Source organism: Ignisphaera sp., assembly GCA_038831005.1.
GTDB lineage: Archaea > Thermoproteota > Thermoprotei_A > Sulfolobales > Ignisphaeraceae > Ignisphaera.
On the sequence record JAWBKZ010000003.1, the window covers coordinates 1 to 13,265 of the forward strand.

The 13,265-nt window shown below is 35.8% G+C and carries 13 protein-coding genes; 6 read left to right on the forward strand and 7 right to left on the reverse strand.

The window, feature by feature from the left end; translation table 11 throughout:
• A partial coding sequence (locus tag QXK50_03330) for a hypothetical protein (GenBank protein ID MEM2008196.1) occupies window positions 1-334 on the forward strand: 334 nt, incomplete at its 5' end.
• A 139-nt stretch (window positions 335-473) separates the two neighbouring features.
• Window positions 474-1,619 carry a radical SAM protein gene (locus tag QXK50_03335; protein MEM2008197.1) on the forward strand — a complete coding sequence of 382 codons (1,146 nt, stop codon included), beginning with the start codon at window positions 474-476 and terminating at the stop codon, window positions 1,617-1,619.
• A gap of 35 nt (window positions 1,620-1,654) precedes the next feature.
• On the opposite strand, the gene gyaR is transcribed toward QXK50_03335, so the two are convergent.
• Complete coding sequence (gene gyaR, locus QXK50_03340; GenBank protein ID MEM2008198.1) at window positions 1,655-2,668, reverse strand: glyoxylate reductase; 1,014 nt, start codon at window positions 2,666-2,668, stop codon at window positions 1,655-1,657.
• Window positions 2,669-2,710: 42 nt separating this feature from the next.
• The gene (locus tag QXK50_03345; GenBank protein MEM2008199.1) at window positions 2,711-4,870 is read right to left on the reverse strand and encodes a transaldolase family protein; all 2,160 of its coding nucleotides are present in this window, start codon (window positions 4,868-4,870) and stop codon (window positions 2,711-2,713) included.
• Between the two features lie 206 nt (window positions 4,871-5,076).
• Between QXK50_03345 and QXK50_03350 the strand changes: the two genes are divergently transcribed.
• The 4 genes from QXK50_03350 (at window position 5,077) to QXK50_03365 (ending at window position 9,469) form a co-directional block, all read left to right on the forward strand.
• Window positions 5,077-6,405, forward strand: a complete 1,329-nt coding sequence (locus QXK50_03350) for a uroporphyrinogen decarboxylase family protein (GenBank protein ID MEM2008200.1) — start codon at window positions 5,077-5,079, stop codon at window positions 6,403-6,405.
• Between the two features lie 30 nt (window positions 6,406-6,435).
• Window positions 6,436-7,092 (forward strand): corrinoid protein, encoded by a 657-nt coding sequence (locus QXK50_03355; protein ID MEM2008201.1) that lies wholly within the window; start codon window positions 6,436-6,438, stop codon window positions 7,090-7,092.
• Window positions 7,093-7,179: 87 nt separating this feature from the next.
• The gene (locus tag QXK50_03360) at window positions 7,180-8,454 is read left to right on the forward strand and encodes a hypothetical protein (protein ID MEM2008202.1); all 1,275 of its coding nucleotides are present in this window, start codon (window positions 7,180-7,182) and stop codon (window positions 8,452-8,454) included.
• Between the two features lie 91 nt (window positions 8,455-8,545).
• Window positions 8,546-9,469: a TIM barrel protein gene (locus QXK50_03365; protein ID MEM2008203.1), complete on the forward strand. Its 924-nt coding sequence runs from the start codon at window positions 8,546-8,548 to the stop codon at window positions 9,467-9,469.
• Window positions 9,470-10,121: 652 nt separating this feature from the next.
• On the opposite strand, the gene QXK50_03370 is transcribed toward QXK50_03365, so the two are convergent.
• The 5 genes from QXK50_03370 to rnhB all read right to left on the reverse strand — a co-directional run bounded on the left by QXK50_03370 (window position 10,122) and on the right by rnhB (window position 13,264).
• Window positions 10,122-10,391 carry a hypothetical protein gene (locus tag QXK50_03370; GenBank protein MEM2008204.1) on the reverse strand — a complete coding sequence of 90 codons (270 nt, stop codon included), beginning with the start codon at window positions 10,389-10,391 and terminating at the stop codon, window positions 10,122-10,124.
• A gap of 162 nt (window positions 10,392-10,553) precedes the next feature.
• The gene (gene dcd / locus QXK50_03375) at window positions 10,554-11,090 is read right to left on the reverse strand and encodes a dCTP deaminase (protein MEM2008205.1); all 537 of its coding nucleotides are present in this window, start codon (window positions 11,088-11,090) and stop codon (window positions 10,554-10,556) included.
• Between the two features lie 129 nt (window positions 11,091-11,219).
• Window positions 11,220-11,891, reverse strand: coding sequence for a TIGR00296 family protein (locus QXK50_03380; GenBank protein MEM2008206.1), 672 nt, complete (start codon window positions 11,889-11,891; stop codon window positions 11,220-11,222).
• 10 nt (window positions 11,892-11,901) lie between these two features.
• Complete coding sequence (locus QXK50_03385) at window positions 11,902-12,426, reverse strand: Mut7-C RNAse domain-containing protein (protein MEM2008207.1); 525 nt, start codon at window positions 12,424-12,426, stop codon at window positions 11,902-11,904.
• A gap of 163 nt (window positions 12,427-12,589) precedes the next feature.
• Window positions 12,590-13,264, reverse strand: coding sequence for a ribonuclease HII (gene rnhB, locus QXK50_03390; protein MEM2008208.1), 675 nt, complete (start codon window positions 13,262-13,264; stop codon window positions 12,590-12,592).
• Window position 13,265 lies beyond the last annotated feature (1 nt).

Below are 13,265 nucleotides of genomic sequence, written 5' to 3' on the forward strand. Positions count from 1 at the left end.
AACAGTACCAACAACAACAACAGTAACAGTACCAACAACAACAACAGTAACAGTACCAACAACAACAACAGTAACAGTACCAACAACAACAACAGTAACAGTACCATATACATATACCATTACGTCGCCATATACAATCACTACAACAACAAGTATTGTCATATCACAATTAATAACAGTAGTACAGACATCAACTTTAACGGATGTAAAGCCCACAACCGTTATCTCTACTGTTTACGAAGCCCCTAATTGGGTTATACCAATACTTGTTGTCCTAGGTGTAATCATTATAGGATTCATAGCTATGTGCATGTTTAGATGTAGAAAACCATAGTTGTTGCTAACTAATCTAAAGCACATTTTTTGTTTTTATCTTCGTACATGTAATCATTATTATTTATCAATGAATACAATGATAATACCTACCCTAAGTTCTTAAGCTTTGAGAACAATGATCCTTATTAGGTTTGGATATGGGTATATGCCGTCTATGTGGATATAGCAGTAAAACTATTAGTAGTGTTATTGGAGTTTGTGTAGAATGTTTAAGAAGTGATATTGATGCTCTCAGAATAGCTATGGAAGTTCATAAGAGATATAGAGAAAGTGTAGGATTGTCTATAGAACCTCCTAGAGATCCTAGCGGAGTGAAATGCGTATTGTGTGTTAATGAATGTTCTATTCCTGTTAATGGATATGGTTTCTGCGGTATATGGAGGAATAGTGGAGATGATCTAAAATTCGTTGAGCCTCCCGGATATGGTGTTCTTCATATGTATCTAGATCCTTTGCCAACAAATTGTGTAGCAACACCTGTGTGTCCTGCCGTTACTGGTGCTGGTTATCCTAAGTATAGCGTCTATCCTGGACCCGAGTATGGGTACTATAATTTAGCCGTATTTTTTGCTGGATGTAACCTCAATTGTATTTTTTGCCAGAATTGGCAACATAAGGATATAGCTGTATCATCAAAGCTTAGAAAGCGTTACTTAACATCTGTTGATCAACTTGTTAAAGAAGCTACCGAAAACACCAGAGTATCTTGTGTATGCTTCTTCGGTGGAGACCCTGGACCACACTCGATATATGCTCTTGAGGCAGCTAGAAAGATCTTAAGGTATAGTTCAGAAAATAATGTTGTTAAGAGAATTTGTTGGGAGACAAATGGTTTAGAAAATCCAAAGGTAATGAGGGAAATGGCTAAACTGAGTCTTGAGAGTGGAGGTATTGTTAAAATTGATTGGAAGGCATACACTCCCAATGTGTATCAAGCTCTCACAGGTGTTGACGGATATAGAGCTATTGAGAGAATTAAAGAAAATATCGTTCTTTTAGCTAATATGTCTAGAGAAAGAAAAGAAATCCCGCTACTAGTCATAAGCATTCTTCTCGTACCAGGCTACGTAGATGGAGAAGAAGTCGAGGGTATGGCTAAATATGTATCTTCAATTGATAAAACAATACCTATAGTTCTTCTAGCTTTCCATCCTGATCATCTCCTTAGAGACTTACCTCCAACAAGTATAAGTCATGTTAGGAAATCTGTAGAGATTTTAAAAACTTATGGAATTGAGAATGTGTTTGTAGGTAATGAATGGCTTCTTGGGTATTTCTATTGAGATACTTGTGAAACGTCAAGATGTAGTCTCTATTCTTAGCGAAAACCCGGTGGCCTGATTTTTAGTACCTCTTTATTGACTAGTGTTGGTGGTTCTCTCCCTTCGTAGAACGCTATCAGATTCTCAGCTACTAGCTCTACCATAGCATGTCTTGTTTCATATGTTGCTGAACCTATATGAGGTAGTATAACAACGTTCTTGAACGCTGTCAATGGATGATTTGCAGGTAGAGGTTCTTGTTCAAATACGTCTAGACCTGCTCCAGCAATCCATCCCTCCTTTAAAGCCTTTACTAACGCTTCTGTATCTACTACAGATCCTCTAGCTGTATTTATCAGTATGGCTGATCTCTTCATTTTCTTCAATCTTTCTTCATTTATCATATGGTATGTCTCTCTAGTTAATGGAACATGAAGCGACACTATGTCTGCTTCTCGTAAGAGTTGATCAAGTTCCTTGAATTCAGCTCCTATTTCCTTCTCTAACTCTTCATTTCTACTCCTATCAAAGTATATAACCTTCATTCCAAACCCTTTAGCACCTATTTCAGCAACTCTTGAACCTATTCTACCACAACCTACTATACCTAGCACCTTGCCTCGTAACTCTATACCTAGCATCATCTTTGGATGCCATGCTGTTTTAAGTCTCTCCCATTCACCCCATCTAACGAAGTGATCTGCTTCTACAATTCTTCTAGCAACAGCTAGGATCAAAGCCCATGTCAATTCAGCTGTAGCTTCAGTTAATACCCCAGGAGTATTGGTTACGTAAATCCCTAATTTTGTTGCACAATCAATATCTACATTATCGTATCCTACAGCTAGTTGTGCAACTATCCTTAAGTTCTTAGCTTGATACAGAAGATTGCAATCTATTCTATCGCTAAGTAAACTAACTAAAGCATCTACCTCTCTAGCTTTCTCAAGTATCACCTCATATGGTGGTGGCTGATATCTATCCCATACCTCTACCTTATAATACTTCTCTAGCTTCTCAATTACATCTGTAAACAACTCCCTAGTTATAAAGAGCTTGGGTTTAGCCATAATTGACACCATCTATGTGTTAAAACGCTCAATCCTAAAACACTATAGGTTCAGAGATTTAGAGAGCTCTTTAATAGCATTAACGACTCTTTCCCTGAAGGCAATATAGCTATTCGTAAATTCTTTCAATGTTTTTGCACATGGTCCATATGTTGGCCAATCTTTAGGACTTACACCTCTATATCCATAGTCTTTGTTTATCCCCACCTTCTTTAATAGGTCTAAAACCTCTGGCGAAGCTTCATAAGCTTTCACAAAATCCTCATATTGCATGAGTATATCAAGATATTCTTTTGTTAGTTCTTGGTATATAGATTCCGCTAAATCATCTAATCTAGTATTCTTTCCAACAACTTCATTAACTACAGAAAGTTGATGATCAGGAAATTCAGTATTGGTCATGTTTCTTGAAGCATATGTGTACAGTGTATCTATGGGCTTTCTCTTTGAGGCTGGTAGAAGATCTATTCTATCTAGTATAATTTCTGCTTGATCTCTCCTTATACCGAATTCTCTAACCAGATACTCTACCCATTTCTCTCTATTCCATGGAGAGAACAGTATTTCATAAACTCTTTGAGCTACATATGTACCTGAAAGTTTTAGAGCCATTTCAAGAGGTTTGAGTAGCCTTAGTAAATCTTCTTTAGAGCCATAGGCTCCTGTTTCAGCCAGTACTTCTATGTATGGTTCTCTAATGAGATCTCTACCCAATACCCTATGGCTACACAGATACTCAGCTATATCTCTTATACTTAGCGACTTAATCTTAGTCCAAGTGGCTTCATCAACTTTCAATCCTTTAGCAAGTTTCTCAAGCAACATCATCTTCTTATCCTCATCTACGTTTTCAAGAGCTTTCATAAGTAGTTTCGCAGCTATATCTTCCCTAAGATGATCCTCAAGCCTTCCACCCATGTTTGTATCATAGGTTTGTGTAGGTATGATGCCTTTCTTAATTGCTTTAGCCATACCCTTCATGGCTCCAAAAGCCACTAAGACCTCTTGAGCAACAGTATAACTGACGGTTATGTTCTGACCAATACCTATTTCATTCAATCTTTCTGCAATCTCTATAGATTCAGGATAGCCTGCCGCAACCTTGATAACTAGGTTAGGTCTACCTTTTTCTGGTACATTATAGCCCCACCAGAGATATTCATCGTATATCTTTAAATCCTCCTCAAGCCTCATTGCAAATATCTTTGCTGCTTCAACACTTTTCTCTACATTATTAGCTATAAGTGGATTAAGCTGATAGCTAACAAGACCATCATGATATCTTGAAAGTATAAATGGTACCCTAAATACATAAAAGTTATCTAGGAGAGCAAATCTTGTTGCTTCCATCGCTATATCGTCAGCGTATCTATCAGGATCTTTAAACCATTCTGGATACCTTTTAGATAATATGTTTCTAGCATAATCAATGAATCTATTCCATAGATCAGGATCATCATCATAAGCCTTTCCAGCAAGCACAGGATTAGTAGATACTTGTACATACCCCAGATGTCTGAGCCACCTCAATCCCAGAGCATAATCATTACCAAATTTACACAACCCCTTCTCATAACTTTTCCTATAAACGTTTTCAGTAAACACATTTCTTACAGCTGAAACAAAACTTTTTGCAACAGCATTCATATCTAAACTATTCATAACTTTTTTGGCCATTTCAGCTACAAGACTCTTACCCTTATTAACCTTGAGCATTTCTTTTACATTAAGTTCTATTGTTGCTAGAAGCACATTCGGAGAACCAAGTTCTATTCTCTCAATATATTCCCATTCACTAAGCGCATTAGTCAAAATCGTGAGCGCGTCTTCGATGGTCTCTTCATCAAAACCACTCCAGCGACTCTCAACACCAACAAGATTCATTACGAGTTCAAGAACTGTATCATATATTCTTGCTCTCCTAAGTATCCTGGTATTAAATGTCTCTAGATCAGTAGTAGATAAACACTCAGACTTGATTATGAGATTTGCTCTTCTAATAAAGCTTCCAAGCACATCTAGCAACATATTCTCCATATCGTAGTGAAGAATGTGATCTGCTGCTAGTTTCGTGTATCCTGCTAAAGCTGTTTTAAGCATATGGTCTGCATGATCTACAGCTGGAGGTACTGGAAGAAATAATGGTTCAATAGAAGTCTTCTTCAACAAATTGATTACATAATCTTTACTCAGATGAACCATGGTTTCTCATCCCATCTAAAAATACTCAACACATGATATAATGTTCACAAATAAAAACTTTACCATCCATGATGTTGTGGATAGAATCCACCAACTTTTGAGCTACACTATTCCAAACTAAGTGGTATTTCATTAGAAGTCCAGTAGAATTCATATCTAGATAGATTTATTAGCAAGATTATGTTGTGTTCGAGACAGGATCTAGTATGAATGATTCGACAATTACGTCAAGAGAAAGAGTTTTAATTGCGCTTAGACATGAAGAACCAGATAGAGTTCCCATAGATTTTGGATCTACGCATGTATCAACAATAAATCCTCTAAGTTATAGAGATCTAAGAAAATACCTAGGATTGGTAGAGAAACCAGCTAGAATTAAAGATGTTGTTGCTCAGCTTACTGAAGTAGATGCAGACATCCTACAAATTTTTCACATTGATCTAATAGATGTTAATAGGCATTTGCCGCCAACAACTGGTGAAGACTATTATAGGGATCTCTTCTATCAATGTATGACGTGTCTCTACAAAGAGAGCGAAACAGGTAGAGCCGAAATATATGAACAAAATTGGAAGCAGTGGACTCATAGGTATCTTGGTTTTGTTGAAGAAATACCAGCATGCATAGATATAGTTGAGGAGGGAGATTCTTTATCTATCTATCTAAATAAGTCAGTTCTACTTGGTAAAGGATCTAAAACTAGCTCTACATTCTCTCCTCCAGATGCACATGGTATTAACCCGCTAGCTAATGCTAAGAATGTAGAAGATGTTAAAAACTTTGATTGGGAACTATTTAAGGTTAGCGATAGGTATGTAGAGTTTCTTAAGAAAAAATCTGAGTATCTTTATAAAAATACTAAATATGCATTAGTGTTTTCGTTAGCTGGACGTATGCATGCATGGGCGCAAGGTCTAAGAGGTTGGACACGATGGCTCTCCGATTTACGTCTTAGAAAAAACTTAGCTGAAGCTGTTTTAGATTATATAATGGATGTGTTAATGTATAATGTTAAAAAGTATGTAGAAGCGTTTGGAGAATATGTACAAGTTATAGGTTTTGCAGATGATTTAGGAACTGAAGAAGGTCCCCAAATATCAATTCAAACATTTAGAGATATCTATAAGCATAGATATGAAGAGATATTCAGTTACATTAAGAAACATTCAAAAATGTACGTATTCCTGCACAGCGATGGAGCAATATTCCCACTTATAAAAGAGTTCATAGATACTGGTTTAGATATAATAAACCCCATACAATTGTCAGCAAAAGGTATGGATCCTGAAAAACTAAAGAAAGAATATGGTGAACAGATAACGTTCTGGGGAGGAGGGGCAGATGTTCAGCGTGTCCTCCCATTTGCTAAAGTTGATGAAGTAGTTCAGCATGTGAAAAACTTGATAAAGATTTTTGCACCACGTGGAGGGTTCATATTTGCAGCAACACATAATATACAACCACCTACACCTCCTGAAAACATAGTCTCAGTATTTAAAACAGCATATGAGAATGTAAGATATCTCATTAGGTGAGCGAATATAGCCGAAAATATACTTAATAAAATAAAGAATAGTTTAGCTGAACTTGATTTAGAAGGAACATTAAAGTGGATTGAAGAAGCTTTAAACAATGGTGTGAATATTATGGATATAATTGAGAAGGGTCTTTCTGAGGGAATGAAAATTGTTGGCGATAAATATGAGAAGGGGGAGTATTTTGTAGCTGATATGATTGTGGCTTCAGAAATATTTAATGAAGCTATGAATGTGCTAAAACCCATAATTACTGAGTCGAAAAAAAAGATAAAAACGTTAGGAAGAGTAGTTATAGGAACTGTTTATGGTGATATACACGACATAGGTAAAAACCTGGTTAAAGCTGTTCTAGAAGCAAATGGATTCGAGGTTATAGACCTAGGCGTAGATGTACCTATTGAGAAATTTGTTGAGGCTGTAAAGATACATAAACCAAATGTCTTGGGAATGTCTGCTCTATTAACTTCATCAATGGTTCATATGAAGGATGTCATAGAAGCTCTCAAAAGAGAAGGCTTAAGGGATAGTGTTAAAATAATTGTCGGAGGGGCACCAGTAACAGAAGAGTTCGCTAAATCTATAGGAGCTGATGCTTATGCAGAAAACGCCTTTAAAGCTGCCGAGATATGCAAAAAGCTCGTAACTTCTTTTGAGTTTGAAATATTTTACTTTGTTGTTGTTTAAACATTGTCTTATTTATTTAACAAGTGTTCTTTGAAATATTAAAGTTATTTTATTTCTTATCGATGAATTAAGAATATGTGAAAAACTATGCAGAACATAATTGAATCAGCAAACAAACTATATAGTGAGATACAAGATATAGATGTGGTTGACGTTCATGAACATTTGAATCCCAGTACACTTAGTGCAAAAAACTTCAATGATATTATATTCTATCATTATATAGTTACAGAGTTAGTTTCCGCGGGCATGAGTAGAGAAGAATTTGAGAAGCTTCCCCCCACTGATAGGTTAGTCAAGACCCTACCCTACTTTAAGTTTATCAGAAATACCGCTACGTTTTGGTCATTAAGACAAATACTAAAGGATCTCTACGGGTTAAATATAGATGAAATAAATGAAAGTAATTGGAAAAAGGTTGTCGAATCTATAGAGAGTAAACAGAGTGATTCTACATGGGTATATACCGTACTTAAAAAGTTCTGTAGAGTTAAGAAATCGTTTCTAACATTGAGTCCTTTAGAGCCTATACCGATATACGATAGAGATATCTTTACAGGTGCTTTAAGACTGGATGTTTTAGTGCAAAACATAAGTAAGGATGTTCTATTGGATCTCGAGAATAGATATGGCTTGAGTATTGAACATGCTGAAGATCTTGATCATGTCTTGGAGACTATATTCAATAAATTTGATCAAAATATTGTAGCAGTTACGCTACCTATACAGCCTGACGATATCTTCAGGATAGCGCATAGAAACGAAGTATCTCTCTATATTAGAGAATTGAGATCCAAAGGCGTTATAGGTTATGAGGCTAAGTATGCTTTAGCGTCTTACGCACTACACAAGGTGCTTACGCTATGTTCAGAACACAGGAAAGTATTTCAGATGATGCTTGGGGTTAAAAGACTTGTTCCTAAGGCTGCGCCACCAGACTATGCTATAATCATGTATAATCCAGAACAGTTATATGCACTTACACAAATTTTCGCAATATATTCTGATGTAAAATTTGATGTATTTATAGCCGATTCTACTTTATCACACCAAGTAACTGTAATCGCTAAGAATTATCCCAATGTTTACCTAAGTGGATACTGGTGGTACTCGATGTATCCTGAAATAATAAAGAGCTATCTTCATTTAAGGTTACAGATGCTACCATACAATAAGATTGGGGGATTCTTTAGTGATGCATACGTAATTGAGTGGGTATATGGAAAAGCATTACTAGCAAAGAAACAGTTAGCATATGTTTTGGCGGAAATGATTTCTGAAGGATATATAGATAATGATTTAGCTATAGAGATAGCGCACGCTCTTCTCCATGAAAATGCTATAAAGCTGTATAACATATAGTCGATAATAGTAACATTAAGTACATAGTGATTTAATTTACAACCAAAATACTTATTTTCTCAAATAATTGCAGTACAGTTTGGTGATATTGGTGCTCTATGGATTTATAAGGAGAAAAGATTTAGAGTATGTATCAAGATTTCCATGGGATGTAGGTATAATATCGTTTATGTTATTTCCGGAGCTGATGAAGAGTTCAGAAAATGCTACAGAAAAGATAAGGCTACTGCTTGAAGACCCATTCTTTGACTTGATAGAAGTAACGGTAATAGACAATAGTGAATGGCTAAAGATAGCTGAAATCAATAAGTCATATGGTAAAAAATTTGTACTTGGATTACAACCTATAATTCTTTCAAGAGGTCTGAATCCAAATGCATTAAATGAGGATGAGAGAAGAAAGACTATTGAGATTCTTACTCATGAAGTTGAAAAAGCTGGTGAGCGAGGGTATATAGGTGTAGGTGTATGTTCAGGACCAAATATAGAGGGACCCGAAAGATCAAAAGCAGTTGATGCTCTAGTAAAATCATTGATAGATCTTAGTAACATTACAAACAAGTATGGTATCAAATTATTTTTAGAGACTTTTGATGCTGTATGGGATAGAAAAAGACTTGCTGGTAACTTAGACGAAACTATAAAAATAATTGAAAAGGTTAGAGAAGCTATTGATAATGTGTACATTATGTGGGATCTTAGTCATGCACCACTTCTTAATGAAAATCCAGAAATTCTGAAATCTTATCCAGAGTACCTAGGACATATCCATATAGGATGCGCAAAGAAGATAGACAACAAGCTCTTAGATACACATCCGGGCTTTTACAGACCAGGAGCAATCAACACAGAAAAAGATGTCGCTAAATTGTTATCAGTTCTACATGAGATAGGCTACAAAGGTGCTGTAAGTTTTGAGATACGGCCTGAAGAAGGGCAAAACCCCTTAGAGATACTTAATTCAGCAAAAGGTGTACTACTAAGAGCCTATCAATTATACTTAGAAAAAATATAGAACTCTGTACATTCAACAGTATATTTAGTTTACAGAACATATAAACATTAGCATGAATTTGAATGCAAATGTAGAATTAGGAAGAATCTAATCCATGAGTGTGTATTCAAAAGTTTGTACAGGATTTAGAATGCTTAAACAAATAAAATAGAACATAATAGATATATATCGTAAAGCTTATCATGTGACACGTTCATTGGAAAACTTTCTATAGATCTTAGTCCTATCGCAAGCTGGGTAATGATGTAACATAAACTTAGAAGTTCTGATATCTTCATAGCCATAGTTGTTCTTAGGAAGAAGACATTGTTAAATTAATGGTTTCCTCAAACATTATTGTGTAGAGAAAAGATGGTAAAGAAGTCTTAAGTTTTCTTTATTTAGAACAAAATTGATGCAAGAGATTGTATAGCTTCTTAAAACGCTACATTTAATCTTGGTCTTCAGGTTCTAAGTAGTATCTCACTACACCCTACATATTTTGCTCGGTTCAGTTTTATGCCTGTTTTTTAAGGGAATCTAGAAGTATTAATCATCTCATTATTTAATGTTTCTACATTACCCCTAAATAGAAAGTGATTAGTGACATGTCTGACATCAAGCTTATTGGAATCAAAGATATCAAGAAACTAGATTACTAGATCACAAAAGACTATTGAGAAGGTATTGTTAATGATCTACAATAAAGACACTTTCTATGAATATGACTGAGATCTATAACACATGATGCAAATCCTTTGCCACTTTCATCGATGAGATCTATGTAGAGTATATTATTCCTTAACTTAACTTCAACATTATGGACAGCTCTAGAAACATTATCAATATTTATACATATGGTGCTGTCCATTATAGTGAGCCCAAGTTTAATTGTGTAATGATCATCAACCTTAGAGATCTCGGTTATGCGTACGTTAACCATTTGCTAATCAGCCCGTCGTAGTAAATGCGCTCCTCTATATATTGATGCTATCATATCTCATATACTGTTTACATGGAGCTATTGTTGATTATAAATTGCTGAAAGCATCTAATGGATTTTGTATCATATCATTGGAACTTGAATTACTAGAACATATTATTGTCATGGAGTAAGGGGAAGTCTCGGAGGTTTCACTCCTTTCTGTTTCTGGTATCCACCGCTGTAGGGCTTCTCTATAGGGCTTGTAACTCTCGAGAACACTACATGGATGAACCTAGTTCCATATCTTAGCTTAACTGGAAAAGATGATCCATGCAACTCTATTGTTATCTGTCCCTCGAATCCTCCATCTATTATTGTCGGCGGTATAGATAGACCCATTCTAGCAAATGTTGATCGAAGTTCTACGAATGCCATAAGCTCTGGAGGCACTTTTATGTATTCAAGTGTTGTCAAGAGGTACCTTCCATAGGGTTTCACAATGAATGTATCAGCCCTCCAGCATTTGTAGAACCTACTTAGATCAGCTTCGCTAGCCACATACGGGTCTAGAACTTCGTCGACCTCAATTAATTCGCATACCTCATCCCCAATCCTTAGATCAAGACCGTTTTCACGCACAATATCCTCGTCAAAAGGCTCTACAGCTACTCTACCGGACCTGATGTAGTTCTTTAGATCGAAATCAGAGAGTATCATATACCCACCGTAAAAACCCAGGTACTGTTACAGTATTAAAATATCTAGCACAATAAATCGGTAACAGATTTTCTAGATTAGATCAAAAATCGGTGTGTTTCCTACAAAAACCTATGGTACTTATGGCACTTAGGTATCTAGTTCAAGTAGCCATAAACATTTATTCCTGTATTCATCTAGTAGGTTTTTCATCTTTATACTGCCTCTAGGATTTTCTTCATAGAATACTGTAGCCTCGTAAACGTATATACGTGTCCTAGAATCCAACCAGCAATCAGGGTCTAAACTAGCTTTTAAACAACATTCAGCTAAGAATGTTTCTCTATCCCAACAATACTCTACGGGGACTTGAGGTAATAATGTTCCATTATACCAGCCCCTAGAAACTATAAGCCCATGTTTACCAACCACAATATCGTTGATATTTTTTATCTGTCTAGGCATTGACAGTATGGAAACCTCTACTACTATTTTGTCGAGCTCATCTTTTGATAATGGGGGAAACCTAGGATCTTCTGTGGCTGCTGCTATAGCAGCATTTATAACAGTTTTAACAAGAGGTGTTATAGGTTGAAGAAACCCTATACATCCTCTAAGCTCTTTTATTTCACTATATCTCTCTATGGTTACAAAAGCCATACCAGGTTTTGTGAGCTTTTCTGGTGTATCTTTTGGTGGCTCAATCTTTACTCCTTCAGCTACATACTTCTCTATGGCTTGTCTAGCTAGTTTCACAAGAAATAATCCATCATTATATGTTAATTCACTAGGTTCTATAGGGTTAGACCCCGGAGATTTCATACATTTACCACTATACATTTTTTTCTAATGGTTTAACTCTATTTAAAATCTTTAGTTTTTCTGTTTTAGCTCTATCTAATAACTCTGTAATTGTTTTCCAGTGGTTTCCTTGCCAATAAATCTTATCACACGAATTGCATATCCAGAATTCATTGTACTTTAACGCTATATTTTTATCTATTTTATGTGATACCTCTATTAATGATGTTGTGTATTTCAATTGATTGTTACAGTTAGGACATCGTGTATCGTTTTTATCGAAATCAAGCCTAATGCTGTATCTAATCGATAATATTGCTAGAACTTTTTCTAAAGATGGCTCTTCTATAAATAGTGTTCTAACACCGTTTTTTCTAGCTCTCCTATAGAGCCCCAGATCTCTTGTGAGTAGTATTCTATCTTCTTCTTTAGCTATCTTCATTAACCGCCAATCACTAATAGCACGGTAGTATAGAGTATCATATCCAAGCAACCTTAACCATCTAGCTATATGCCCAAGCATCGAATCTGCTATAAACCTTGGGTAGCTAGGCATAGACCATTACCTTATTTGCTACTTACTTACCTTGTCTAGATGCTGCTATAGATCCTTACCCACCGATGTGTATTAAGTAGGATTTGTATACCAAAATTAAAAACGTTAACATATGTATTGCTGATGGATAAAAATGGTTAGGTGAGCATTTGAGACATTCTGATTACCGTCCATAACCATGAAGATACCTATCTAACGATTCCCTCGATCTTATAATTTTATCAACTGTTTTCCATGATCTTCTGACAATAGGCGGTAACTTCTTATGCTCATTATAGTAGGTTTTCAGCCATTCTATTGTACGTTTATCGCTAGGGTACCCACTACCGAAATCTCCGTAGAACTGTTTGAGCATATCTATATGGCTATCTCGTAGAACTTTAGCAATAATACTTGCAGCACTAACTACAACATACTTGTCGTCTGCTCCATATTCTACTACCATGTTATGCAGATTCGTGCAGATATTATTGCACAACTTTATGTACTCCATAATCTTCTGGTAATATGCAAATGCATCTATGTAAATCCGATCTATCTTCAGAATGCTACATGCATGCGATATAAGTCTACAGAGAGCTCTAGCTTCAAGAATATTGAGATTTTCATTATCTATTTCATGTGGTTGTATTCTAGTTACTATAGCTACTTCAAGTAGATTCAATATTGTACTAAACAATCTCTCTCTATCAGCTTTCGTTAATTTCTTGCTGTCTTTAACACCCATGGTCTTGAGCTTCTGTACATCACTTTCTTTAACGATAACCATAACCATAAACATATCTCCTATAAGAGGTCCTCTACCAGCCTCATCAATTCCCGCAACTATGGGTTCCATG